Below are 24,019 nucleotides of genomic sequence, written 5' to 3' on the forward strand. Positions count from 1 at the left end.
GTCTTTCAAGGAGAGTGGAATGGAAACTGTCGTGAACACGGAAAATTCGCGTCCCGTCGCCCAGCGCTTCGCGCGTGAAATGACCCAGGAAGAAGTCAATGCGATCTCCTGTGGTGGCGGTCAGCAGCAGGGCGACACGCTGATCGTCATCATCGTCGAAGCTGTCGATACCGAGACCATCGTCATCATCGGCTGATCGGAAGGCGCATGGCGGCGCTGCAGCGCCGCCATGCATCCGGCGAGACTGCACAACGGATGCCCAGATGACGCAGGAAGAGGCAAGGAAGGTCTTGATCGTGGCGCCGCAACGCGACACGCACGCAACGGCCATCGCCGCCATGATCGTGGCGGCGGGACATACGGTGGAGTTGTTCGACAGTGGCGCATGGCCGACCGGCATGACCGGATCGATGCTGTGCGACACGCACGGAGCCCGCTTCGTGCGCGACGGGTCACCATTGCACTATGACGCCGCCTGGTGCAGGCGGTTGCTGTTCAAGAAGCAGCCGCCCGCGGCGGTGCACGAGCAGGATGTGGGATTCATCCGCTCCGAGGGATTGCTGTTCGACCTTGGAACGCTTGCCGTGATGGGGAGCGGGGTCGGCGTGCAGCGCTGGATCAATGCGCCGATGCAGGCGCTGATGGCGGACCAAAAGGCATTGCAGTTGGCGATGGCGGCAGCCAGCGGCCTGCGCCTCCCGCGGACCCTGATCAGCCGCCGTGCGGACGACATTCGTCGGTTTCGTAGCGCCGAACCGGATGGCGTTGTCGTCAAGCCATTCAACGTCGGGGCCTGGTCGGAAAACGCGGGCTATAGCGTGTCCTATGCGACGCGCGTCTGTATCGAGGAAACCCTGGCCGATGGCGACGTGAGCGCCTGCCCCACCAACTACCAGGAAGTTGTGCCCCACCGTGGCGATTTGCGCGTCGTCTGCCTCCAGGGGCAGTACGTAGCGGTCAAGATGACGCATGCGCTGGAAGGCGAGATCGATTACCGCGCGGTGCGCCACAAGACCACGATCACCTATGCCGAGATTGCGCTGCCGCACGCGCTGCTGGTCAAGCTTGAGCACCTGCGACAGACGCTGGCCATCGACTTTTTCTGTGCCGATTTTCTCGTCCCGGCGGATGGAGGCGAGCCGATCTTCATCGAGCTCAACCCGGGCGGCCAGTTCCTGTATCTGGACCAGAAGCTTCCACATCTGGATGTCGCACGCAAGTTCTGCGCTTTGCTGGTGCATGGTGACATCGCGCGCTATCGCGAGTTCGCCATGCCTGTCGTCGTCGCACCGCTTGCGCACGCATCCGAGCGCACACCGATCCCAACTGAAACGAGTCCCTTATGCGAATGATGATGCGTTTGGCCGCGGCGGCGGCCCTGTTCGCGATCGCTGGCTACGGTTTCGCACGTCCTCGACAGGAGCCCTCGATGGCCCATTCTGACCAAGCCGCGAGCGTAAATGCCGAGTACCGGCAACAGCTTCTGCAGCTTGCCCGGGCCGACCAGCAGATCCGCGACGATGCCCTGAAGCACTACACGCCGCAGCAGTTGCAGAGCGATCCTGGTGCCGCGCGTGCTCTCGCGTTGCAGATCCATGCTTCGCAGCAACAGAACCAGCAGAAGCTCTCCGCGCTGATGGGCCAATACGGCTTTCCGGATACCACGGTCGCCGGTGATGACGGCGCGCACGCGGGCTTTCTGATCGCGCAGCATGCCGCGGACCGGACGTTCCGTGACGCGTTCCTGCAAGGCATCGAAGCCGCGGCCGACAAGGGGCGCTACAGCAAAGAGGATCTCGCGCTATTCGTGGATCGCAACCGCGTGCTGAGTGGTCGGCCGCAACTCTATGGGACCCAGCACAAATCAGATGGCAGCCTGTTCGATGTAGAACAGCCGGAGCAGCTGCAGCAGCGCCGAGCCAAGATGGGATTGCCGCCGGACGTCGCCGGACAGTGACGCGGCGGCAAGCAGGCCGCGGCTGGAGACGGAGACATGCTCCTCCCCGCCTGAGGCAGTCAGAGCTCAAGCGCCGAACTGTTCGCGGACGAGATCGCGGGGAGGCTAGGCTTGGGCGCCCTCGCGGGTGTGTCAGGTAGTGGGCAACCTCGCCTGGATCAGTCGCGAATGCGTGACGTAGTTCGTCAAAAAAGGTGATTCCAGCCGCTAGATCTGTGTGAGCTGGGCGCTGATATGTGTTGTCCAGCCCAAAAGCAGGGACATGCCGCGCGCGCTGATCTAGTATCCCCCGGCGACAGGGGGATCATCATGCGAGTCGCCAGACAGTGGGCGTTCGGAGCGGCGTTGTGGGTGCTGGCGGGCATCGCCCCGGCGCAGCCGACCGGCGCACCGACAGAAGACACCGCGGCGGTGGCCAATCCGGCCTACCGCACGCAACTGCTGCAGTTGATCAGCGACGACGCGCAGGCGCGCGCCGACCTCAAACGGGACTACACGCCGCAGCGGCTGCAGCACGATACCGTCTCGTTGCGCGCGTTCGCGCGTGAGGTGCGGATGGCGCAGAAGGAAAGCCAGGAGCGCCTGGCCGAGCTGATCCGGCGCCAGGGCTTTCCCGATGCGCAGGCGGTCGGCGCCGAGACGGCGCACGCGGTGTTCCTGATCGCCCAGCGCATCACCGAGCCGGGCTTCCGCGCCGACTTCCAGCGCGGCATCGACGCGGCCGTGCAGCGCGACGCCTACAGCCGTGCCGATCAAACGCTGTTCGCCAATCGTAGTCGCGCGCTGAGCGCGAAGCGCTAGCGTCGCCATCGCGGCAATGCCGACGCGGCATCGCGCCGCGGTGCGCGTGCGAACGCATCGCCAGGTGTCGACGCTGCCGATGCCCCGCGTGCATGTCTACATTTTGCGGCCGATCTGCACTGGCATCGCCGTCGATTGACGTTGCAGTTGCGCTGTCGCTGCAACGGATTGCGCGCTCCGGCAATGGTCGCGATCACAGTGCGCGTGCGTGATTGGTTGCGTCGATGGCATCGATTGCAACGAACGAATGTTCTGCGCGCCGCGCTGCCGCCATGCTGCAGCTCCCTTCACGCGAGCCGACGCCATGCGCCCTGGATCCCTGTTGTTGCTTGTCCTGTTGTCGCCTTCCCTGAGCCTGTCGGCCAGTGCCGCACAGTCCACGCTCACCCGCGACAATGGCGCGCCGGTGGGCGACAACCAGAACTCGCAAACCGCAGGGCCCAATGGCCCGACGCTGCTGCAGGACGTGCAACTGATCCAGAAGCTGCAGCGCTTCGACCGCGAGCGCATCCCCGAGCGCGTGGTGCACGCGCGCGGCACCGGCGTGCATGGCGAGTTCACCGCCACCGCCGACATCTCCGACCTGAGCAAGGCCAAGGTGTTCGCGCCGGGTACCACCACGCCGGTGTTCGTGCGCTTCTCCTCGGTGGTGCACGGCAACCATTCGCCGGAAACGCTGCGCGATCCGCACGGCTTCGCCACCAAGTTCTATACCAGCGAAGGCAACTGGGACCTGGTCGGCAACAACTTCCCGACCTTCTTCATCCGCGATGCGATCAAGTTCCCGGACATGGTGCATGCGTTCAAGCCGGACCCGCGCACCAACCTCGACGACGATGCGCGCCGCTTCGACTTCTTCTCGCACGTGCCCGAGGCGACCCGCACCCTGACCCTGCTGTACTCCAACGAAGGCACGCCCGCCGGCTATCGCTTCATGGACGGCAACGGCGTGCACGCCTACAAGCTGGTCAACGCGCAGGGCCAGGTGCATTACGTCAAGTTCCACTGGAAGAGCCTGCAGGGCCTCAAGAACCTGGATCCGCAGCAGGTGGTGGCGGTGCAGGGCAAGGACTACAGCCACCTGACCAACGACCTGGTCGGCGCGATCAAGCGTGGCGACTATCCGAAGTGGGACCTGTACATCCAGGTGCTCGCGCCCGAGGATCTGGCCAAGTTCGACTTCGATCCGCTGGACGCCACCAAGATCTGGCCGGGCGTGCCCGAGCGCAAGATCGGGCAGATGGTGCTGAACAAGAACGTGGACAACTTCTTCCAGGAGACCGAGCAGGTGGCGATGGCGCCGGCCAACCTGGTGCCGGGCATCGAGCCGTCGGAAGATCGCCTGCTGCAGGGGCGCATCTTTTCCTACGCCGATACCCAGCTGTACCGCGTCGGCACCAATGGCCTGAGCCTGCCGGTGAACCGGCCGCGGGTGGCGGTCAACAACGGCAACCAGGATGGCGCGATGAACGCCGGCAGCACCAACAGCGGCGTGAACTACGAGCCGAGCCGGCTCAGCCCGCGGCCGCAGGATCCGAGCGCGCGCTACAGCCAGTTGCCGCTGTCAGGCACCACCCAGCAGGCCAAGATCACGCGTGAGCAGAACTTCAAGCAGGCCGGCGAGCTGTTCCGCAGCTACAGCAAGAAGGAGCAGCAGGACCTGATCCAGAGCTTCGGCGAATCGCTGGCCGGCACCGACGACGTGAGCAAGCACATCATGCTGTCGTTCCTGTACAAGGCCGATCCGGCCTACGGCAGCGGCGTGGCACGGGTGGCCAAGGGCGACCTGGCGCGGGTCAAGCAACTGGCCGCGCAGTTGCAGGATTGATGCGTCCCACGCGCGGCGTGGCGGCGCTATCGCCGCGCTGCGCATCTTCTTGCGGAGATCACCATGCGTCGTGTTGTTCTTTTCCTGCTCGGCCTGGCGGTGAGCGCCACGGCCGCCGCGGCACCGGCCGCGCCTGCGGCGCCCGATCCGGCCGCGGTGCAGGCACAATTGCGCACCTATTTCTTCGATGCCGCGCGGCAGGGCCGCCAGGACATGCTGGCCGAGTTCATCCGTGCCCATTACGACCTCGATACCCGCGACGACAAGGGCTACACCGCGTTGATTCTGGCCGCCTACCACGGCCAGCAGGCGGCGGTGGAGCAGTTGCTGCGCGCAGGTGCCGACCCTTGCGCGCAGGACAAGCGCGGCAACACCGCGCTGATGGGCGCGATCTTCAAGGGCGAACTGAGCATCGCCAAGCGGCTGATGCAGGCCGATTGTGCGCCGGACCAGCGCAACAACGCCGGGCAGACCGCGGCGATGTACGCGGCCCTGTTCCAGCGCACCGAGGTGCTGAAGGAACTCGCGGCCAAGGGCGCCGATCTGCAGGCCAAGGATGCGCAGGGCAACGACGTGGCCCGGCTGCAGCGCGGCGAGTTCGCGACCGCACCGGCGCGCTGAGCGATCGCGCCCCGCCTCCGGGGCGGGTGCCGGGCATGGCCATCGCACCGCGCGTGGATCGCGGACCCCGGATCGGCGAAAATGCCCGGGTGGCCGGTTCCTCCGGCCCGCCGCGGCCCGAGCCGCCGCTGTCCGCCGCCTTGGCGGGCGGCGGCGCATCCGGGCTGCGTGCTGCCCTGTCGGCATCGTGCCGGCGCCCTGCCGCGGCTCGCCGTTGCCCTTCCCGGATCTGTCTTGAACGCCACTGCCCCTGTTTCGCCCGACGAGCTGCCCCTGGCCGAGCGCCTGCGCATCGCCCTGGACCTGCTCGAGGCCATCGCCGCCGACCGGCGCGTGCTCGATACCGTGCCGGAGGCCGAGCGGGTGCGCCTGCTGCAGGTGGTCGCGCAGGTCTTCAACCCCGAACCCAAGGCGCGGCGCAAGCTGCTCAAGGAACAGGCGCGCGAGCGCCACCAGGAGAAGGTGCGCAAGGCCGAGGAGCTGCTGGCGCAGACCGGCATCCGCGCGCTGCGGCGCAAGCCGGTGTTCAGCACGCCGAACTATTTCCCGCCGCACACGCCGGAAGCGCTGATCCACGCGCAGGCCGCGGCGGCCGAGCCGGCAGCGCACTCGCCCGAACTGCGCCACTGCTACGTGTGCAAGCAGAAGTACACCGAGCTGCACCACTTCTACGACCAGATGTGCCCGCCCTGCGCGGAGTTGAACTACGTCAAGCGCACCGAGACCGCGGACCTGCGCGGGCGCGTGGCGCTGCTCACCGGCGGCCGGGTCAAGATCGGCTACCAGGCCGGGCTCAAGCTGCTGCGTGCCGGCGCCGAGCTGATCGTGACCACGCGCTTCCCGCGCGACTCGGCGGCGCGCTACGCGCAGGAGCCGGATTTCGCCGAATGGGGCCACCGCCTGCAGGTGTACGGGCTGGACCTGCGCCACACGCCCAGCGTCGAGGCGTTCTGCAGCGAACTGCTGGCCACCCGCACGCGCCTGGATTTCATCGTCAACAACGCCTGCCAGACCGTGCGCCGGCCGCCGCAGTTCTACGCGCACATGCTGGCCGGCGAGACCGCCGCGCTGCACGAGCTGCCCGAACACGTGCGCCGGCTGGTGGGCCAGTACGAAGGCCTGCGCGGTCCCGACCTGCTGCCGTCCGGGGGGAACACGCTGCCGGCCGGGGCCGGCAATGGACGCGCCGGTGCCGACGGTCTGCTGCGCGCCGCGGAACTGTCGCAGGTGCCGCTGCTGGCCGACGATCTGCTCGCCCAGCAGCACCTGTTCCCGGAAGGGCGCCTGGACCAGGACCTGCAGCAGGTGGACCTGCGCGGGCGCAACTCCTGGCGCCTGCTGCTGGACGAAGTGTCCTCGGTGGAACTGCTGGAGACGCAACTGGTCAACGCGGTCGCGCCGTTCGTCCTCAACGCGCGGCTCAAGCCGCTGATGCTGCGCACGCCCGAGCGCGACAAGCACATCGTCAACGTATCGGCGATGGAGGGGCAGTTCTACCGCAACTTCAAGACCACCCGGCATCCGCACACCAACATGGCCAAGGCCGCGTTGAACATGATGACCCGCACCTCGGCGGCCGATTACCAGAACGACGGCATCCACATGAACAGCGTGGACACCGGCTGGGTCACCGACGAGGATCCGGCCGAGATCGCCGCGCGCAAGGTGCAGGAAGAGCGCTTCCATCCGCCGCTGGACATCGTCGATGGCGCCGCGCGCATCGTCGATCCGATCATCCACGGCTTCAACACCGGCGAGCACGTGTGGGGCCAGTTCCTCAAGGACTACGCGCCGACCGATTGGTGAGGCGGCGCGCCGCCATCGCCACGGTGCGCGACGTGCATCCGCGTCCGCGCGCGGCCTAGCCGCGCGTGCGGTCCGCGGCCGTGGCGGCAACGGGTTCGGCGTCCTTCTCGCGGCCCCAGAACTCCACCATGATGGTCATCATGGTCCACACGATCAGTGTCGGCTGCACCTTGTCCGGCAGCAGGTCGTGACCCTTGAGCATCACGTCGATCACCTTCGGCAGCAGCAGCGCCATCACCAGGGTGTAGATCGCGTAGGCCACCCGGTGCCGGCTGCTGGAAATGAACAGGATCGAGATGACCAGGCTGGCCAGCACGGCCAGCGCCACGCCGAACTGCCAGGCACTGAGGCGTTCGGTGCCGGTGAGCACCAGGCCCAGGATGGCGCCGAAAAACATGTTCAGGCCGTTGAGGTTGGCCTGGTACTCGTCCTTGGTCATGCGGCCGAGGCCGACCTTGCCGAACACGTTCCATCCCTTGCGCATGCTCGTTCCCCTTCGCGCTGTCGCATCCTGGCGCCGCCACGCCCATCGGCTGGCCGCACGCCTCCCCGCGCCCACTGTAGCGAAGATCGCGCGCGTTCGCCGCCTGTCCGCCGCACGCGGGGCATCCGTGCCCGACAGCGTGGGACGCGCGCCTGCGCTAGTCCAGGGTCTGCAACTCGCCGCGCGGGCCGGTCGCGGTCAGATACAGGTGGCCGAGGCTGATCGGCAGGCGGAAGCGGCGCGGGCCGGCGCTGCCGGGGTTGAGGTAGAGCACGCCATCGCGGGTCTGCAGCGACGGCATGTGCGAGTGGCCGCTGATCACCACGTCCACGCCGTCGGCGACGTGGTCCAGCGTCTTCAGGTCGTGGCGCACGTGCAGGCGCACGTCATCGATGTCCAGGTCCAGGGTCTCGGGCAGCGCCTGCGCCCACGGCGCGGTATCGATGTTGCCGCGGATCGCGTGCAGCGGCGCCAGTGCCCGCAGCGCCTCCAGTACGTCGGCTTTGCCGATGTCGCCGGCATGCACGATGGCCGCACAACCGCGCAGCGCCTCCAGCGCCTCGGGCCGCAGCAGGCCATGGGTGTCGGCGATCACGCCGAGATGCAGCGGTCGAAGGGCAGGCATTGGCGGCGCTTCCTGGGGCGTGACCAGCCTGCAGCCTACCGATTCGGGAGTGGTGGCGTCGTCGACCGCATGTGCGCGCCAGGTTCGGTGGAGGTGGTTGCGCCAAGGCATCGTGCCGATGCCGGGGGTGGATCAACGCCGGCATCGGCGCTTGCGCGCACCGCCGGCGCGCCGTGGTGCATCCCGGCGTTGCAACCGCGCGTGTCCACGAGCCGCACCCTCGGACCGCCATGCATTAACCCGCACGTAGCGGCGCGCCGCGCCGTGGCGGCATGCGCACGCGACGTGTTGTACCGTTGCCACGCGCGCCGCCCCCGATGTCGCACACCATCGCACGGCAGCGCCTTTTCTTCTCCAGCAGACTTCGATCGATGGCCTCTTCCGCTACGCCCCCAGCCGCCGCCGAGGCCGCGCCGCACGGCGCCGCCGCCGTGTTCCGCGTGGTCACCGGCAACTTCCTCGAGATGTACGACTTCATGGTCTATGGCTTCTATGCCACGGCCATCGGCCATGCGTTCTTCCCGGCGAAAAGCGCGTTCGCCTCGCTGATGCTGTCGCTGGCCACGTTCGGCGCCGGCTTCCTGATGCGGCCGATCGGCGCGCTGGTGCTGGGCGGTTACATCGACCGGCACGGGCGTCGCAAGGGCCTGATCCTGACCCTGGGGTTGATGTCGGCCGGCGTGCTGCTGATCGCCTTCGTCCCCGGCTACGGCACCATCGGCGTGCTGGCGCCGCTGCTGGTGCTGCTCGGCCGCCTGCTGCAGGGCTTCTCCGCTGGCGCCGAATTGGGCGGCGTGTCGGTGTACCTGGCCGAGATCGCCACGCCGGGCCGGCGCGGCTTCTACGTGGCCTGGCAGTCGGCCAGCCAGCAGGTGGCGGTGGTGTTCGCCGCCGCGCTCGGCGTGGCCCTGCATGCGCTGCTGTCCGACAGCGTGATGGACAGCTGGGGGTGGCGCGTACCGTTCGCCATCGGCAGCCTGATCGTGCCGCTGATCTTCCTGATCCGCCGCTCGCTGCAGGAAACCCCCGAGTTCGCCGCGCGCCAGGCGCCGGACCTGGCCGGCATCGCGCGCTCGCTGCGCGCCAATGTCGGGCTGATTCTGGCCGGCGTGGGCATGGTGATGATGACCACCGTGTCGTTCTACCTGATCACCGCCTACATGCCGACCTACGGCCGCACCGAACTGCACCTGAGCGAGCTCGACAGTCTGGTGGTGACCGGCTGCATCGGCCTGTCCAACTTCGTGTGGCTGCCGGTGATGGGCGCGCTGAGCGACCGCATCGGCCGCAAGCCGCTGCTGGTGTTCGCCAGCGTGGCCATGTTGCTGACGGTGTGGCCGGCGCTGCAGTGGCTGGTCGACGCGCCCTCGTTCGTGCGGCTACTGCTGGTCGGCGAGTGGCTGTCGCTGCTGTACGGCGCCTACAACGGCGCGATGGTGGTGGCGCTGACCGAGGTGATGCCGGCGGAGGTCCGTACCACCGGCTTCTCGCTGGCCTACAGCCTGGCCACCGCAACGATGGGCGGCTTCACCCCGGCGGTGTCCACCTGGCTGATCCACACCACCCATAGCCGCGCCGCGCCGGCGTTGTGGCTGTCGCTGGCGGCGCTGATCGGCCTGGCCTGCACGCTGCTGCTGTTCCGTCGGCAACGCGGCGCTGGCACGTTCCACGCCGCCTGATCGCGGCACGGCGTGGAGGCGGGGCCGGGCAGCGGCAGAATGGCGCGTCGTCGCCAAGTGCGATCGCCCGCCGCGGGCAGCGGCGGGCGACGCGCGTACCCGTGCTGGCGCGGGATCAGCCCAGGTCCAGCGCGGCGGTGAGATCGCCCGGCACCACGCCGCTGGCGGCGTGCATCGCGCGTTCGCGCTCGACCAGGCCCGGCAGCGGCTCCAGGCCGAAGCGGCGGGTGATGAAGCGCAGGATCGAGCCGGTGTCGTAGACGCTGTGGTCGACGTGGCCGCGCTTGGCATACGGCGACACCACCAGCGCCGGGATGCGCGAGCCGGGGCCCCAGCGGTCGGCCTTGGGCGGCGCCACGTGGTCCCACCAGCCGCCGTTCTCGTCGAAGGTGATGAACACGACGGTCTTGTCCCACAGCGGGCTGTTGCGCAACGCGTCCACCACCATCGCGATGTGGCGATCGCCGGCGGCCACGTCGGAATAGCCGGCGTGCATGTTGAGGTTGCCCTGCGGCTTGTAGAAGGTCACCGGCGGCAGCGTGCCGGCCTGCACGTCGGCAAGGAAGCGGTTCTGCGGGGCGCTGTCGCCCAGGCCGCCGTCGCGCAGGTGGCGCGCCCGCGCCGGCGTGCCGGGGGCGAGGTTGGCGAAGTAGTTGAACGGCTGGTGGTGGATCTGGAAGTTGGGACTGCCCGGGAACTCGCTGGTGTCGCCGGTGTCGCCCTTGCCCTGCACCGCCAGCCCCCAGCCGCCGGCGTACCAGGCCCAGTCCACGCCCTTGGCGTCGAGCGCGTCGCCGATGTGGCGGTGGGTCTGCGGCGGCAGCGTGTTGGGGCTGTTGGGATCGGCGTAGTCCGGGCGCGTCGGGTCCTGGCTGGTGCTGGGCTGGAACGGCGGGCTCAGGGTATTGATCGCCCAGAAATCCGGGGTCAGCGCGCCGTTGCGCACGAAGCGCGGCCGGCCGTTGAGCGCGGTGCCCGGCGAATCGTCCTGCACCGCCAGGCGGATCTCGTCGGGGCGGTCGCTGGCCAGCACGCTGATCTGGGTGCGCGCCGGGCTGCTGTCGGCCTTGGGGTAGTACGGCGCCTGCGCGGCGATCAGGTACTGATGGTTGAGGAACGAGCCGCCGAAGGCGCCCATGAAGAAGTTGTCGCACAGCGTGTAGTCGCGGGCCAGGCTCCACAGCCGCAGCGTGGCCGGCGCATCGGCGTAGTGGCCCATCACCAGGCCGCCGGCGTCGCTCCACGCGGCGAAGCCGTCGTTGCGGCCGCCGTTGATCTGCATCTGGTTCTCGTAGAAGCGATGCACCAGGTCGCGGGTCACGATGCCGTGCGGCAGCAGTTGGCCGTCGGGCGTGCGCAGCGCGAACGGCGCATTGGGCAGCGGCCCGATCGCGTCCTCGCCGATCTTGTAGCGGCGATGCGCCACCACCTGTTCGTCCGGCGCCAGCCCGCCCCAGATCGGCGGCAGGATGTCGAGCACGCTGCCGTCGCGGTCCATCTGCCGCGCCTGCGCCGGCGTCACCTTGGACAGCGGCTGCTGCAGCCCGGGGAACTCGGGGAACAGGTTGTTGAAGCTGCGGTTCTCGGCGTAGATCACCACCACGTGCTCGATCTTCTGCCGCAGTTGCAGATCCAGCTCCGTCGCCGACAGCGCACGCGCGGGCGCGCGCTTGGCGGTCGCGGCCTGGGCCTCGGCGGGGCCGCCGAGCGCCAGGGCGCTGCCGGCGAGTGCCAGGCCACCGAGCAGGCGCCGGCGTTGCGGGTTTTCGGGAGTGGTGTCGGTGTCGGCGGTGGTGGACGCGGCATCCTGAGGCGGCTTCTTCACGGTGTCGTTGGGCGAGGGAAAGGCACCCGCCAGTGTGGGCCGCGTGAATGACAAGTCAAAGCGAGCCGGTCCCAGTGCAGAACCCGCGTTCAGCGGGCGTATCGCAGGAGTGACCCGGCGCGGATGTCGAAATGGATCGAGAGCGGTGCTCGCTTCGGTTCAGCGAGAGGGGTGGACCCCAAAGACCTGTTCGCACAGCGCGACGTACCGTCCCGAATCGTCGCGCGCCGCCGCCCCACTGGCGATGGCCGCGCTCAGCGCCGGGCCGAGCCGCGTCTCGCCCAGGCGCGCGGCCAGCGCCGTCAGTTGCGCCTGGAACCGATGCTGCATATCGGCGATCTGCCCGGCATCGTGCCCGAGCCAGGCGTGGCCCCTGTCGTTGTACGCGGCGGCACCGTGCAAGGTGTCGGCCAGGTCGCGCTGCGGGTCCTGCGGATCGGTCGGCATCGTAGCGTGCGGGATCGTGGTGGATCGCACCGCAGATCAGGCGGCGGGCGTTCCGGCCCCGTCTGCCCCTTCGGCATCGCCCAGCGCATGTTGCACGTACAGGCGCTTGACCAGCACGTAGAGCACCACGGTGAGCGGCGCCGCCAGCACCACGCCCATCGGCCCGAACAGCACGCCGATGCCGAACAGCGAGAACAGCAGCAACGCCGGCGGCAGGTCCACCGCACGCGCCTGGATCAGGGGCTGCAGCACGTGGCCCTCGAGTTGCTGCAGCACCACGAACAGCAGCAGCGCGCCCAGCGCCACCTGCGGGCTGACGGTGAAGCCCAGCAGGATCGCCGGGACCGCGGCCACGATCGGGCCGACGATGGGGATGAAGTCCAGCAGCGCGGTCAACAGGCCGATGCCCAGCGCCACCGGCACGCCCAGCAGCCACAGGCCGATGCCGGTCAGGGTGCCGATCACCGCCATCGCCAGCAACTGCCCGGTCAGCCACGCACGCAGCGCCTGGCCGCTGGCGGTCAACGCCTCGTCGGCGACGCCGCGACGGTCGCGCGGCAGCAGGTGCAGCAGGCCCTTCCGATACAGCGCCGGCTGCGCGGCCAGGTACAGCCCGCCGACCATCATCAGCACCGCGTCGGTGACGCCGCCGCCGGCCGACAGCACGATCGCGCCGGCGTGCGTGGCCAGGGTCGAGGCGCCGTCGCGCAACTGGTCGGGGATGCGCTCGATCTGCGGCCCCAGCGGGCCGGACTGCAGCCACGCATGGAACTTGTTCCAGGCCGCCGGCAAGGTCGCGCGGAAGGTGTCGATCTGCGCGGCGACCTCGGCGCCGAACAGCAGCACGATGGCCGACAGCGCCAGCACCAGCACCAGGATCACCAGCGCCAGCGCCGCCCACTCCGGCAGCGGCAACCACTTGCGCAACAGCGTGGCCAGCCCGTGCAGCAGCACGCCAACCACCACCGCGCCGAACACGATCAGCAATAGCTCCGACAACTGCCAGGCCAGCAGCGCCAGCGCGCCCAGCGCCATGACGACCAGGACCCGCGCCGTGAACGCGCGCAGGGGCGAGGGGGAATTCGGGAGCGAGGCATTCATCGGTGGCGCGGATCCCGATCAGGACAATGAGCGCGGACAGTAGTGGCAGGGCGGTGCAGGGAGGGCGAAGATCGCGCGCCGCCCGTCGGCGGCGCCTGCCCACCGGTCGGCGCGTGGGCGATGCCGGCGTGTGGGGTGGTTTCGACGCTCGTTGGTCGGGCGTGCGGCGCTATCGGTCGACCAACCGACCGGCCGAGGCCAACGCTACTGGCCGGCGGGTGGCTGCCAGAGTTCCACCTTGTTGCCTTCCGGGTCGATGACCCAGGCGAAGGCGCCATACTCGGATTCGTCGATGCGGTCCAGCACGTGGCAGCCTTCCTCGCGCAGCGCCGCGACCAGGGCGTGCAGATCGTGCACCCGGTAATTGATCATGAAAGGGGCCGTGCCGGGCGAGAAGTGCGGTTCCTGCGCCGCCGCGCCGATCGACCAGACGGTGGAGCCGGTCACTGGTGCGCCGCTGCCGTCGTTCCAGGCGAAGGCAGTGCCGCCCCAGGCCTGCACGTCGATGCCGAGATGGCGCTGGTACCAGGCCTGCAACGCGGCCGGATCCTGCGCCTTGAAGAAGATGCCGCCGATCCCGGTGACGCGTTTCATGGAACCTCCGCTGGTCCGATGGTGGGCTGTCCCGGCAGTGGCTCGTAACCGTCGCCGCGGCCGCTCAGCCAGCGCAGTCTACGCTTGCCGGCCTCGCCCAGATACGCCGCGGCAGCCAGCAGCAGGGGATGCCGCAGATCCGCATCGGTCATCGTCCGTGCGCGTCCGCCCACCTCGATGCTCAGGAAATGCGCCTGGTCCGCCTCGTCGTCGTAGCTGCGCGCCACCAACTGGTTGTGGCCGTCGCTGAAGCGATAGAGGGTGTAGGCGTAGTAGTAGCCGTCCGCGTCGTCGGGCTCGCTGGCATCCACGTGGTGGGTGATGTCGACGTGCATGTGGGGCTCCGGGTGGACCGCGGTGTTTGTCAGGCCGTACTCGAGACCACGTGGCCTGTCCCCGCGTTGCCGTTCGCCCAGAGCGTGAAATCGGCGCCCGCCGGGAAATGTGCAATTGCGTCAGGCATCAACAACTGTACCGCGGCCCGGAACGTATCGCCGGGCGACGGGCGACCGGAAAAGGTGAGACGGGCCGACCACGGTTGCTGATCGATGCAGAGAATGGCGCACCATTGGCCGGAGGCGAGCGCAGTTGCCTTGCTTCCTGATTGCGCAGGAAGCAGATGCAGATCGGCGAGGAAGTGATGCGGCATGTCATGCATCAGGCAGCTGTCCGGTCACGGCTTGCCCCAGCGCTCCTCGACATTGAAAAGCACCTCGCAATCGCAGAAGCCGCCGTGTGCGCCAAGCCAAGGGATGACCGACTCCGGAGCGACGCCGTGGGACGCGAGGAACTGGGTGGTGAGCCGCAAGGAATGATCGCAGCCATCGGCGAGCGCGTCATTCAAGTGATCGAACAAGGCCCAGAGCATTTCCTTCGGGAGCGGAAGGGCTGCCTCGTCAGATGATGCGCGCTGCTCGGACTCCTTCGTGCTGCGGAGCGCTTTGCGACCTTGAGCGTTGGTGTCTTGTGTCATTGTCGATGTCGCTGGAGGAAAACGATGGTGCCGCGTAAGTAGTCGGGGAGCACGACGCGCGCCGGATGATCAGCCGGCCCGGATCCAGGCCTTGATGGTCAGGGTGACACGTTGGCGCGTCTCGACATCTGCTTTGCGAACCAGATATGGCGAACGATTGCCCAAGACCCCCGGCGCGGTCGACTGCACGCGCTCGGCGAGCTGCGCGATGAAATCACGCCCGAGCGCGCGGTACTGCGCAACTTCCTGGGCAGTTAGCGCCATGGTCCACGCGTAACCGACCGGGCCATGGCTGCAGTTGACGTCAAGCAGAAGCGTCTCGCCGTCGCGCAGCAGAAACCAGGCCAGCGGTTCGTGCTCCACTACCTGCATGGCGCCCTCCTGCGATGCGCGAGGACGACGCCCTGCGCGGGGTTGTACCACCTTGCATGCATGACGTAACAGCTCCTGTCGCCTACGTCGACGGCTTGTTCTTGCTGTACACGATCTTCTTGCTTCCCGCCGCACAACTGCCGATGACCTTGCGATCCTTGACGTCGGCGCTGTCGACGATCTCCAGCGTGTAGTCCTTGACACCGTGGGCATCGAGTTTCGCAGTGAGCTCGGCCTTCAATTCATCGCAATTCTTGCGGGCAAGCGCCGGCGACGAAGCGAGGGCAAGTAACAGGAAGGCGATCGCGTATTTCATGATGGGGCCGATGGTGGAGGAAAGGGATCTTTCGGAGCCAGCAAAATGAGGTACTGAACTTCACGGTGGAGCCGAACATTTGCCTATGGCGAGCGATTGGTGAGACCTGGATGCTCGTATCGAGTGTAGCAACTTGCCGATTGCGCCCATCGCCAAGACCGTCGCACGCCCTGGCCGTCCACAGCGCCAGCCGCGGCAGGCGACGCGCTGGTGAGGGTGTGCGAGTCGTGCTGCATCGCATTCAGGGATCGGCCCAGATGCCCGAGTCATACATCAGCCGCATCGTGTAGTTGAGCTGCAGCGTCTGGTTGGGGCCGCAGGCGATCTGCGTGGTCTTGTCCGACGCTCCAGGTCCGGAGACGGAGATGGACGAGGCGGATCGGAGCGGGTCGAACAGGCTGTACCGGTAGCCGCCGTTGCTGAACTCGATCGATGCGTTGCCGTTCAAGAACGAGCGATAGCTAAAAAATCCTGTCGGCGGCTTCTTCTCGGCGGGGTAATGCAGCACCAGCTTCCCACCCTCCGACGCCCGATACTGCAGGTAGCCCGAGGTCCGGTTGACTAGCTTCGACGAGCACAGCGAGAACACGCGTTTGCGCGTTTGGCAGGTCCACAGCGTGAGCTCTTCCTTCTCGCAGAGCGGGCTGTGTTGGTACTCGCTATCGGATTCCTGCAGTGTCGCCTTGGTGATGGATGACACTGGCTCCGAAGCCGGTGCTGCGAGCGGCAGGCCCAGCAAGGCCGCTGTCATGGCGATGCCTGCCATTGTCTTCTTCATTTTTTGCCTTTCGCGGCGGACCATGTCAAGGGAAGGTGGAGTGCGTAAACGACGCCGTCGACCTTCGGTAAATTTTGCATCGACTATTAGGCGTTCTTCTCTGGCGCTGAACCAGGCCCGGCGTCCAGACCCGATGGGTCCGACCCAAGCAGGTCCTCAAACAGCATGGGCGCGTCATCTGGTTTGACCCCTGGATCCGCCATTTTATAGAGCGTGTCGAACACGGCCTCATAGGATGCCATGCGATAGATGAGGGACAGGTCGCGTCTCGATGCTCCCAAAGAAAGCAGTCGTTCCAGGACAGGGCCGACGTCCCCGAATGGACCATCGGGGTGCTGCTGCGATGTATTGATTACATTGTCTATCCAGACCTCCTGCATCGGCGAATTGATGATTTCGCTCCACAGTGAACTTAGGAATTCTTCGCGGTTTGGGTACTCTTCTAAATCATCCATGTTGTAGTAATCTTGTATGCCTAGGAGCGAGTTTTGTTTCTAACACCTGAGTTAAGCCGCACCGCGAAGCGGCGTCGGCTTGGACGAATTTTTAGCTGCCAGCCTTAGAAAGGAAGGCGGCCAGTTCCCGGTCGCCGCGGACCAGACCAGCGGCAGCCGCATATGGGTCGAACTCGCGCGCGACGACATCGGCCACGGGCAGCCTGATCGCCGGAAAGCCTTCCGCAACCAGCGCTTCAGCACCTGCGACCCTAAGGAGGTACTGGACGATGAATCCACCGACGATCATGACTAGGAAACCAACGTCTTCTTCCGGGACCTGCTGATCCTTCAGCCAGCGATCAAGGTGCGGTGCAACCGAAGCGGGATCGAGAGGCGCGCCCGTTTGGTGAAGCCCGATGCGCCCGAGGACATCATCCAGCATGGGCGCGGTTTGTTCGAGTAACTGGTACGCATCCATTGGCGTATAACGCCTAAGCTAAACAGCGCCAAAGGCGTTGGCTTGAATGAATTGTTAGGTGTCTGTCGAGATGTCATCCCACTCTTGATCCATATATCCAATGAGCCAGTTGAGGGCATGGTGCCTCTCCATGGTTACTCCCGGATCTAGAGATGCTGGGGCTTGCTTGCCGTTTATCCTGGCATCAACTACCGCCCAGTGATAGCGATAGATTAGATCCGCCTCATCCAGGATCTCTTCTATGGGCCGTAGCTTGGAATCAGAAATAAACTGTGAGGAAGTGCGTTCGTGTAGGAACTTCACAGCGCGTGGGACGTCGCAGATTTCGGTGGGCTTTCCCAACGCCTCGACGTAGCCAAGCGACCACAGCAGAGTCCATGCAGCCTCATAACGCCAAGCAAACTGGATTCGGTCATGGGTAGTAGGAGATTGCTGCTGAACGAAGGCCGCCTCGTTGGGCGTGAAGTGTCCATCGAGACCATAGTCTTTGACGATCTTGTCGACAATAGGCTGCTCTAGGCCTTCACCTTTAACGGCCACGACTAGTAGGGCCATTGCCCGCCACGCAATTTCCTCTTTGGTCCTGCGTTTGACATCTCGGACATCCTCAATTGCCGGAAGATGTTCGATGACTGGCACCCCTTCCGATTTGAGTCGGGCGACTGAACGTGTTCTCCGCTCGAGCGACGCCCCTGTTGCGTTGGATTCCATGACCTTGATCTTTTCCTTCCGATCTTCGATAGGGGATGTCTCTTGCGCACAGGAAGACAGCGCGAGAAGCATCAGAACTGAGGCAAGAGAGCGAGAATGCATGGGGGCACGTAACGCTTGAGTTAAGCGGCGGCGAAGCCATCCGCCTTGAACGAATGGTTAGCCTGCCTAGTCATACACGACGCCGGGGTTCATTGCTTTTGGTGAAAACCAGACAAGATTGTACCGCTCGTAAAGAATACGAGCCTGCTCCTGCCAAATAAAATGGCAGCTTCCTCGCCCGGTGCGTCCCGACGCCCTTGCACGCTCCGTAGCCTCGGCGCAAGCGGATTCGATAAGTGCGGAAGTTTCTGGTGCGAACTCTAGCGGTCACGAAGGCCGCGAGAACTTTGGAACTGCTGACTGGCCAATAGAACGCGCTCGCGCAGCAAGGGCTCCATGGCAGCAAGCACGACGGATGCGCGCGCGAGTGGACAGCCAGTAGCCTTGTGATACGAGAGAGCATCTTCTTGTGTGACGAGTGATGTCATTTGTGAGGGCTAACGTCTGAGTTAAGCCTCGCCGCGAAGCGGCATCGGCTTGGACGAATTGTTGGGCCTCAGCATAGCGGGCCGGCCACCTGTTCGAGGAAGTCCAGCGGTGCGCAGTCCGCTGGATGGTCTAGGGGCGGCGGCGAGCGTCAAAGGCGTCAGGAAAAATAATGCAGCAGCGGCGTTTGTGATCCCGCGTCGGGACTGAAGTCCCTCCCACAGTGCGATGCCAAAGCGCCATGAAGACCGTGGAACTCCACGGCCTCCATGACAACACCTCACCCATCCAGCATCGCCTTGTCCCGCACCGCCCCCTTGTCCGCACTGGTCGCCAGCAACGCATAGGCTTTCAATGCAGTGCTCACCTTCCGCGGCCGCGGCTCAGCCGGCTTCCAGCCGCGGGCGTCCTGGTCGGCGCGGCGCGTGGCCAGTTCCGCGTCGGAGACCAGTAGGTCGATGCGGCGCTGTGGGATGTCGATGCGGATGCGGTCGCCGTCGCGGACCAGGCCGATGGCGCCGCCGGCCGCGGCCTCGGGCGAGGCATGGCCGATTGACAGGCCGGAAGTGCCGCCGGAGAAGCGGCCGTCGGTGAGCAGGGCGCATTGCTTGCCCAGGCCCTTGGACTTCAGGTACGACGTCGGATACAGCATTTCCTGCATGCCGGGGCCGCCCTTGGGGCCTTCGTAGCGGATCACCACCACGTCGCCGGTTTTGACGTCGTCGGCGAGGATGCCCTTGACCGCGGCGTCCTGGCTTTCGAACACCTTGGCGTTGCCCTCGAACACGTGGATGGATTCGTCCACGCCGGCTGTCTTCACCACGCAGCCGTCCTCGGCGATATTGCCGTACAGCACCGCCAGGCCGCCCTCCTGCGAGTAGGCGTGGGCGACGTCGCGGATGCAGCCGGTGGCGCGGTCGGCGTCCAGGCTCGGCCAGCGCGTGGCCTGGCTGAAGGCGACCTGGGTGGGGATGCCGGCTGGCCCGGCCTGGTAGAAGGTCTGCACGGCGGGGTCGTCGCTCTGGGTGATGTCCCACTGCGCGATGGCGTCGGCCAGGCTGCGGCTGTGCACGGTGGCCTGGTCGGTGTGCAGCAGGCCGCCGCGCGCCAGTTCGCCGAGGATGGCGACGATGCCGCCGGCGCGGTGCACGTCCTCGATGTGGTACTTCTGCGTGTTCGGCGCCACCTTGCACAGCTGCGGCACGCGCTTGGACAGGCGGTCGATGTCGCGCAGGGTGAACGGTACTTCGGCTTCCTGCGCGGCGGCGAGCAGGTGCAGGATGGTGTTGGTGGAGCCGCCCATCGCGATGTCCAGGGTCATCGCGTTCTCGAACGCCTCGAAGGTGGCGATGCCGCGTGGCAGCGCGCGCGGGTCTTCGGCACCGTACCAGCGGTGGCACAGTTCCACTGCGGTGCGGCCGGCCTTGAGGAACAGTTGCTCGCGGTCGGCATGAGTGGCGACCACGGTGCCGTTGCCGGGCAGGGCCAGGCCCAGCGCTTCGGTCAGGCAGTTCATCGAGTTGGCAGTGAACATGCCCGAACAGGAGCCGCAGGTGGGGCAGGCACTGCGCTCGAACGCGGCGACCTTCTCGTCGGAGGCGGTGGGGTCGGCGGCGATCACCATCGCGTCGATCAGGTCCAGGTTGTGGTCGGCGAGCTTGGTCTTGCCGGCTTCCATCGGCCCGCCGGAGACGAACACGGTGGGGATGTTGAGGCGCAGGGCGGCCATCAGCATGCCGGGGGTGATCTTGTCGCAGTTGGAAATGCACACCAGTGCGTCGGCGCAGTGCGCGTTGACCATGTACTCGACCGAGTCGGCGATGATCTCGCGGCTGGGCAGCGAGTACAGCATGCCGTCGTGGCCCATGGCGATGCCGTCGTCCACGGCGATGGTGTCGAATTCCTTGGCCACGCCGCCGACGCGCTCGATCTCGCGCGCGACCAGCTGCCCGAGATCCTTCAGGTGCACGTGGCCGGGCACGAACTGGGTGAAGGAATTGGCGATGGCGATGATCGGCTTGTGGAAGTCGGCGTCCTGCATGCCGGTGGCGCGCCACAGTGCGCGGGCGCCAGCCATGTTGCGGCCGTGGGTCGAGGTCTTGGAGCGATAGTCGGGCATGGGAGCAGCGAACGTGCGGGCGGGGAGGCTGGCGATGGTGGCGCGATCGGATCGTTGCTGCTGCAACCGTCCCGGCGGCCACCGGGTGGGCCGTTCACGTTAGCACGCGCGCTGGCGCCGCCGCGCCCCGGCCAGGAGTGCGAAGCGGGTCGCAGACCTGTCCGCACCCGCTTGGCAGACTGCGGAGGCCGGTGCGTCAGGGGGCGTAGGCCCGGCTCGCCCATCACGACCACAGGAGGTGTCCATGCTTCGGCATGTGCGTTCGTCGTCTTCCGCTGTTTCCTCCCCCACCCCGTCCCTTGCCTCCACCCCGGTCGATCCGGGCCGCCGCAGCGTGCTGCGCGCCGGTGTCGGCATTGCCGCCGGCGCTGCACTCTGGGGCCTTGGCGGCCAGGCCCGTGCCGCCGGCACGCTGCCGTTCGCAGGCCTCAACCTGTCCGGGTTGGCGTCCAACAACTTCGTGGACAACGCCATCATCGACCGGCACTACCGCGACATCCGCGACCAGCACATCGCCGCCGCCGGCGCCTGCCCGCTGTTCCGCCTGCCCACCACCGCCGCACGCTTCAGCACCGGCCAGGGCATGCCGCTCAACGCCACGTATTGCGACCAGGTCGAGCAGGTGCTGAATCGGCTCGCGCAGCGCGGCAAGGTGGCGATCCTGGAGTTGCACGACTACATGCGCCTGCCGATCAAGGTCGCGAGCAAGTCCGGTTACCGGCGCGATGGATCCGGGCAGTTGATCGGGCCGGATGGGCGCGCGGTCACCGACCCCGCCGACCAATCGGTGTGGAACGGGACCTACCGCAAGGGCAATTTCCTGTACCTGGCCTATTTCGACCCGGCCGACACCCTGCTCAAGCTCTACGAGTACCGCGTGATCGGCACGCCGGGCTGCACGCTGTACAACGCCGCCGGCCTGCCGGATCTGTGGAGCCGCATCGTGCAGCGCTTCCGTTCGCATCCGGCGATCTTCGGCTGGGGCCTGATGAACGAGCCCTACGAGGGGCCGGAGTACAACGCCGACGGCAGCAAGCTGGTAATGGCCGACCACTGGCTGCGCACCGCCACCGCCACCGCGGCGCGCATCTTCGATTTCGACCGGTCCCACTATGTGTTCGTCTGCGGCAACGAATACGCCAGCGCCCGCCGTTGGAAAGAGGCGTCGAACAACCTGGACACGATCCCCGACCCGTACGACCGCATCGTCTACGAGGCGCACAACTACCTCGACAACGAGGGCCAAGGCGGAGGCGCATGGGCCAATCCCAATGAATCCGTTGCGCCGGACACCGGCATCGAGATGGTCGCGCCGTTCATCGACTGGCTGGCACACAGAGGCAAGCGCGGTTTTCTCGGCGAGCACGGCTATCCGGCGGGCAATGCCAGCGCGGAATTGGCGACCAAGCGCATGCTCGCGCACCTGCAGGCCAACAACATCCCCAGCACGCAGTGGTGCTTCGGGCCCGGCTGGCCGGACAACGACGTGCTGGGCATGAGCCGCGACGTCGGCATGGACATCCAGGTCAAGTCCAACATCGCCGCGGTGCAGCCGTATTTCGACGCGCGCCTGTCCAGCTACGTGCCGCCGCCGCCGACGAGCTGACGCGTCGCGACTGCGTCCGCAGCGACGTCCAACCGCCGGCCGCGGGTTTCCGCGGCCGGCGGAACCGGGCATCATCGTGGCTGGACTCAGGAAGACGTTGCCATGAAAAGGTCGAAGACGACCGCCTTGCTGTTGATGAGCGCCGCGCCGCTGCTGTTCACCGCCTGCGGGCGCGAGCCGGAAGCCAAGGCGCAGGAAGGCCTGTACACCTCGGTGGATGCCTGCGTGGCGCAGACCCACGACATCGCCACCTGCCGCGAGGCGTTCGCGCAGGCGCAGAAGCAGGCCGCCGAGCAGGGGCCCAAGTACGCCAGCCGCGAGCAGTGCGCGCAGGACTATGCGCCGGAGCGCTGCGTGGAGCAGCGCGACAGCCACGGCCACTCCTTCATCGGGCCGATGATGACCGGCTTCTTCCTGTCGCAGATGCTCAACAACAACCGCGCCGCCGGGTTCAATGCCGCGCCCGCCTACCAGGACCGGCAGGACCAGTGGCAGCGGCCGGCGTCCTATTCCGGCGGTGCCGGCGCGGCCGCGGCCGGCAGCAGCCTGCGCGGCAACCAGACCATGACCCACATCGGCGCCACGCCGAATCGGGCGGTCACCGTCAGCCGCGGCGGTTTCGGCGAATCCGGCGGTGGGCGCGGCTTCGGCAGCTGAGCCCGGCTCTCTTTCCATCGCACGAGACCCCGCATGAAACGCATCGCGATCGTCGAGCGCGGCGACTGGCGCGCCCAGGCCGCGGAGTACGGCTTCCGTTTCCACACCATCGACGGGCAGCGCTACTGGGACGAACGCGCCTACTACGCGTTCAGCCTGCGCCAGATCGAACGCGATCTGGAGGATCCCAGCGCCGAACTGCATGCGATGGCGATGGGCCTGCTCGACGAGATCGTCGCCAGCGAGGCGTTGATGCAGCAGCTGGCGATTCCGCCGGCGTTCCGCGACTGGATCGCCGACAGCTGGCGGCGCCGCGAGCCGCATCTGTACGGGCGCCTGGACCTGGCCTACGACGGCCGTGGCCCGGCCAAGCTGTACGAACTGAACTACGACACGCCGACCTCGCTGTTCGAGTCGGCGTTCTTCCAGTGGCAGTGGCTGGAGGACCAGCGCGCGCAGGGCCGCCTGCCGGACGACGCCGACCAGTTCAACTCCATCCACGAGGCCTTGCTGGAGCGCTTCGCCGCGCTCGCCGGCTGGCTGCCGCCGCCGCTGTACTTCGCCGCGGTGCGCGATTCGGAAGAGGACCAGGGCACGGTCGCCTACCTGCGCGACTGCGCCGCGCAGGCCGGCGTCGGCGGCGAGCTGATCGCGATCGAGGACATCGGCCTGTCCAGCGATGGCCGCTACACCGATCTGGACGACACGGTGATCGGCGCGCTGTTCAAGCTGTATCCGCTGGAGGACATGTTCGCCGAGCGCTTCGGCCAGGCCCTGCTGGGCTCGGGCCTGCGCCTGCTGGAGCCGCCGTGGAAGGCGCTGCTCAGCAACAAGGGCATCCTGCCGCTGCTGTGGGAGCGCCATCGCGGCCATCCCAACCTGCTGCCGGCCGCGTTCGATGACGGCAGTGCCTTGCCGCCGGGCTGGGTGCGCAAGCCGCTGCATTCGCGCGAGGGCGCCAACATCGTGCTGCACCTGGACGATGGCCGTGTGCTGGAGAGCGACGGGCCCTATGCCGGGCCGTATGTCCGCCAGCAGGCGCATCCGCTGCCGGCGTTCGAGGGCCGCTACCCGATGGTCGGCAGCTGGATCGTCGGCGACCGCGCCTGCGGCATCGGCATCCGCGAGGACGATGGCCCGATCACCCGCGACAGCGCGCGGTTCCTGCCGCACGCCATCGTCGAGGACGCGCGGCCTGGCGTGCTGTATGCCTGAGTCGCAGTCGCGCGCCGAAGCGGCGTCGCCTGGCGCGCCGCGTCGGCATCGCAACGACGGC

27 protein-coding genes are annotated in these 24,019 nt (G+C 67.0%); 11 read left to right on the forward strand and 16 right to left on the reverse strand.

Annotated features, from left to right (window positions below; genetic code table 11):
* Positions 1 to 19 precede the first annotated feature (19 nt).
* The 7 genes from FHR56_RS19910 to FHR56_RS19940 all read left to right on the forward strand — a co-directional run bounded on the left by FHR56_RS19910 (position 20) and on the right by FHR56_RS19940 (position 7,013).
* On the forward strand, positions 20 to 196 hold the full coding sequence (locus FHR56_RS19910; RefSeq protein ID WP_184502842.1) for a hypothetical protein: 177 nt from the start codon (positions 20 to 22) through the stop codon (positions 194 to 196).
* A 67-nt stretch (positions 197 to 263) separates the two neighbouring features.
* Positions 264 to 1,352 carry a hypothetical protein gene (locus FHR56_RS19915; protein WP_160946777.1) on the forward strand — a complete coding sequence of 363 codons (1,089 nt, stop codon included), beginning with the start codon at positions 264 to 266 and terminating at the stop codon, positions 1,350 to 1,352.
* A gap of 77 nt (positions 1,353 to 1,429) precedes the next feature.
* Positions 1,430 to 1,957, forward strand: a complete 528-nt coding sequence (locus FHR56_RS19920) for a DUF6624 domain-containing protein (RefSeq protein ID WP_237473123.1) — start codon at positions 1,430 to 1,432, stop codon at positions 1,955 to 1,957.
* 309 nt (positions 1,958 to 2,266) lie between these two features.
* On the forward strand, positions 2,267 to 2,758 hold the full coding sequence (locus FHR56_RS19925; RefSeq protein WP_237473122.1) for a hypothetical protein: 492 nt from the start codon (positions 2,267 to 2,269) through the stop codon (positions 2,756 to 2,758).
* 304 nt (positions 2,759 to 3,062) lie between these two features.
* Positions 3,063 to 4,586: a catalase KatB gene (gene katB, locus FHR56_RS19930; RefSeq protein WP_160946775.1), complete on the forward strand. Its 1,524-nt coding sequence runs from the start codon at positions 3,063 to 3,065 to the stop codon at positions 4,584 to 4,586.
* Between the two features lie 63 nt (positions 4,587 to 4,649).
* Positions 4,650 to 5,207 carry an ankyrin repeat domain-containing protein gene (locus tag FHR56_RS19935; protein ID WP_160946774.1) on the forward strand — a complete coding sequence of 186 codons (558 nt, stop codon included), beginning with the start codon at positions 4,650 to 4,652 and terminating at the stop codon, positions 5,205 to 5,207.
* 234 nt (positions 5,208 to 5,441) lie between these two features.
* Positions 5,442 to 7,013 carry an SDR family oxidoreductase gene (locus tag FHR56_RS19940; RefSeq protein ID WP_160946773.1) on the forward strand — a complete coding sequence of 524 codons (1,572 nt, stop codon included), beginning with the start codon at positions 5,442 to 5,444 and terminating at the stop codon, positions 7,011 to 7,013.
* 55 nt (positions 7,014 to 7,068) lie between these two features.
* On the opposite strand, the gene FHR56_RS19945 is transcribed toward FHR56_RS19940, so the two are convergent.
* Together FHR56_RS19945 and FHR56_RS19950 are read right to left on the reverse strand one after the other, a co-directional pair.
* The gene (locus FHR56_RS19945; protein ID WP_160946772.1) at positions 7,069 to 7,497 is read right to left on the reverse strand and encodes a hypothetical protein; all 429 of its coding nucleotides are present in this window, start codon (positions 7,495 to 7,497) and stop codon (positions 7,069 to 7,071) included.
* A gap of 157 nt (positions 7,498 to 7,654) precedes the next feature.
* Complete coding sequence (locus FHR56_RS19950; protein ID WP_160946771.1) at positions 7,655 to 8,122, reverse strand: metallophosphoesterase family protein; 468 nt, start codon at positions 8,120 to 8,122, stop codon at positions 7,655 to 7,657.
* Between the two features lie 371 nt (positions 8,123 to 8,493).
* Here FHR56_RS19950 and FHR56_RS19955 point away from each other — a divergent pair, with 371 nt between their 5' ends.
* Positions 8,494 to 9,801, forward strand: coding sequence for an MFS transporter (locus FHR56_RS19955; protein ID WP_160946770.1), 1,308 nt, complete (start codon positions 8,494 to 8,496; stop codon positions 9,799 to 9,801).
* Between the two features lie 115 nt (positions 9,802 to 9,916).
* Here the strand turns inward: FHR56_RS19955 and acpA are convergent, their stop codons facing one another.
* The 14 genes from acpA to ilvD all read right to left on the reverse strand — a co-directional run bounded on the left by acpA (position 9,917) and on the right by ilvD (position 20,480).
* Positions 9,917 to 11,626, reverse strand: coding sequence for an acid phosphatase (gene acpA / locus FHR56_RS19960; protein ID WP_160946769.1), 1,710 nt, complete (start codon positions 11,624 to 11,626; stop codon positions 9,917 to 9,919).
* A gap of 159 nt (positions 11,627 to 11,785) precedes the next feature.
* Entirely contained in the window at positions 11,786 to 12,073 is a 288-nt protein-coding gene (locus tag FHR56_RS19965; RefSeq protein WP_160946768.1) for a hypothetical protein, read from the reverse strand.
* A 36-nt stretch (positions 12,074 to 12,109) separates the two neighbouring features.
* Positions 12,110 to 13,108, reverse strand: coding sequence for an AI-2E family transporter (locus tag FHR56_RS19970; RefSeq protein ID WP_160946868.1), 999 nt, complete (start codon positions 13,106 to 13,108; stop codon positions 12,110 to 12,112).
* Between the two features lie 270 nt (positions 13,109 to 13,378).
* Complete coding sequence (locus FHR56_RS19975; RefSeq protein WP_017907682.1) at positions 13,379 to 13,768, reverse strand: VOC family protein; 390 nt, start codon at positions 13,766 to 13,768, stop codon at positions 13,379 to 13,381.
* Positions 13,765 to 14,103: a hypothetical protein gene (locus FHR56_RS19980; RefSeq protein ID WP_160946767.1), complete on the reverse strand. Its 339-nt coding sequence runs from the start codon at positions 14,101 to 14,103 to the stop codon at positions 13,765 to 13,767. The genes FHR56_RS19975 and FHR56_RS19980 overlap by 4 nt, the downstream gene beginning before the upstream one ends.
* 29 nt (positions 14,104 to 14,132) lie before the next feature.
* Complete coding sequence (locus tag FHR56_RS19985; RefSeq protein WP_160946766.1) at positions 14,133 to 14,426, reverse strand: hypothetical protein; 294 nt, start codon at positions 14,424 to 14,426, stop codon at positions 14,133 to 14,135.
* A 15-nt stretch (positions 14,427 to 14,441) separates the two neighbouring features.
* The gene (locus FHR56_RS20740) at positions 14,442 to 14,741 is read right to left on the reverse strand and encodes a DUF2695 domain-containing protein (protein ID WP_237473121.1); all 300 of its coding nucleotides are present in this window, start codon (positions 14,739 to 14,741) and stop codon (positions 14,442 to 14,444) included.
* Between the two features lie 69 nt (positions 14,742 to 14,810).
* Positions 14,811 to 15,113, reverse strand: coding sequence for a hypothetical protein (locus FHR56_RS19995; protein WP_160946765.1), 303 nt, complete (start codon positions 15,111 to 15,113; stop codon positions 14,811 to 14,813).
* A gap of 82 nt (positions 15,114 to 15,195) precedes the next feature.
* Positions 15,196 to 15,429 carry a DUF1161 domain-containing protein gene (locus tag FHR56_RS20000; RefSeq protein WP_160946764.1) on the reverse strand — a complete coding sequence of 78 codons (234 nt, stop codon included), beginning with the start codon at positions 15,427 to 15,429 and terminating at the stop codon, positions 15,196 to 15,198.
* A gap of 241 nt (positions 15,430 to 15,670) precedes the next feature.
* Positions 15,671 to 16,207: a hypothetical protein gene (locus FHR56_RS20005; protein ID WP_260400344.1), complete on the reverse strand. Its 537-nt coding sequence runs from the start codon at positions 16,205 to 16,207 to the stop codon at positions 15,671 to 15,673.
* Between the two features lie 86 nt (positions 16,208 to 16,293).
* The gene (locus tag FHR56_RS20010) at positions 16,294 to 16,662 is read right to left on the reverse strand and encodes a hypothetical protein (protein ID WP_160946763.1); all 369 of its coding nucleotides are present in this window, start codon (positions 16,660 to 16,662) and stop codon (positions 16,294 to 16,296) included.
* Between the two features lie 91 nt (positions 16,663 to 16,753).
* A complete protein-coding gene (locus FHR56_RS20015) occupies positions 16,754 to 17,086 on the reverse strand; it encodes a hypothetical protein (RefSeq protein ID WP_160946762.1) in 333 nt (110 codons plus the stop codon).
* A gap of 90 nt (positions 17,087 to 17,176) precedes the next feature.
* On the reverse strand, positions 17,177 to 17,833 hold the full coding sequence (locus tag FHR56_RS20020; protein WP_160946761.1) for a DUF4272 domain-containing protein: 657 nt from the start codon (positions 17,831 to 17,833) through the stop codon (positions 17,177 to 17,179).
* A gap of 808 nt (positions 17,834 to 18,641) precedes the next feature.
* The gene (gene ilvD, locus FHR56_RS20025) at positions 18,642 to 20,480 is read right to left on the reverse strand and encodes a dihydroxy-acid dehydratase (RefSeq protein WP_160946760.1); all 1,839 of its coding nucleotides are present in this window, start codon (positions 20,478 to 20,480) and stop codon (positions 18,642 to 18,644) included.
* Positions 20,481 to 20,724: 244 nt separating this feature from the next.
* Between ilvD and FHR56_RS20030 the strand changes: the two genes are divergently transcribed.
* The 3 genes from FHR56_RS20030 (at position 20,725) to FHR56_RS20040 (ending at position 23,958) form a co-directional block, all read left to right on the forward strand.
* Positions 20,725 to 22,086: a cellulase family glycosylhydrolase gene (locus FHR56_RS20030; protein ID WP_160946759.1), complete on the forward strand. Its 1,362-nt coding sequence runs from the start codon at positions 20,725 to 20,727 to the stop codon at positions 22,084 to 22,086.
* Between the two features lie 102 nt (positions 22,087 to 22,188).
* The gene (locus tag FHR56_RS20035) at positions 22,189 to 22,743 is read left to right on the forward strand and encodes a DUF1190 domain-containing protein (protein WP_184502843.1); all 555 of its coding nucleotides are present in this window, start codon (positions 22,189 to 22,191) and stop codon (positions 22,741 to 22,743) included.
* Positions 22,744 to 22,776: 33 nt separating this feature from the next.
* Complete coding sequence (locus FHR56_RS20040; RefSeq protein ID WP_160946758.1) at positions 22,777 to 23,958, forward strand: glutathionylspermidine synthase family protein; 1,182 nt, start codon at positions 22,777 to 22,779, stop codon at positions 23,956 to 23,958.
* Positions 23,959 to 24,019 lie beyond the last annotated feature (61 nt).

Source organism: Xanthomonas sp. F10 (genome assembly GCF_014206815.1).
GTDB lineage: Bacteria > Pseudomonadota > Gammaproteobacteria > Xanthomonadales > Xanthomonadaceae > Xanthomonas_A > Xanthomonas_A indica.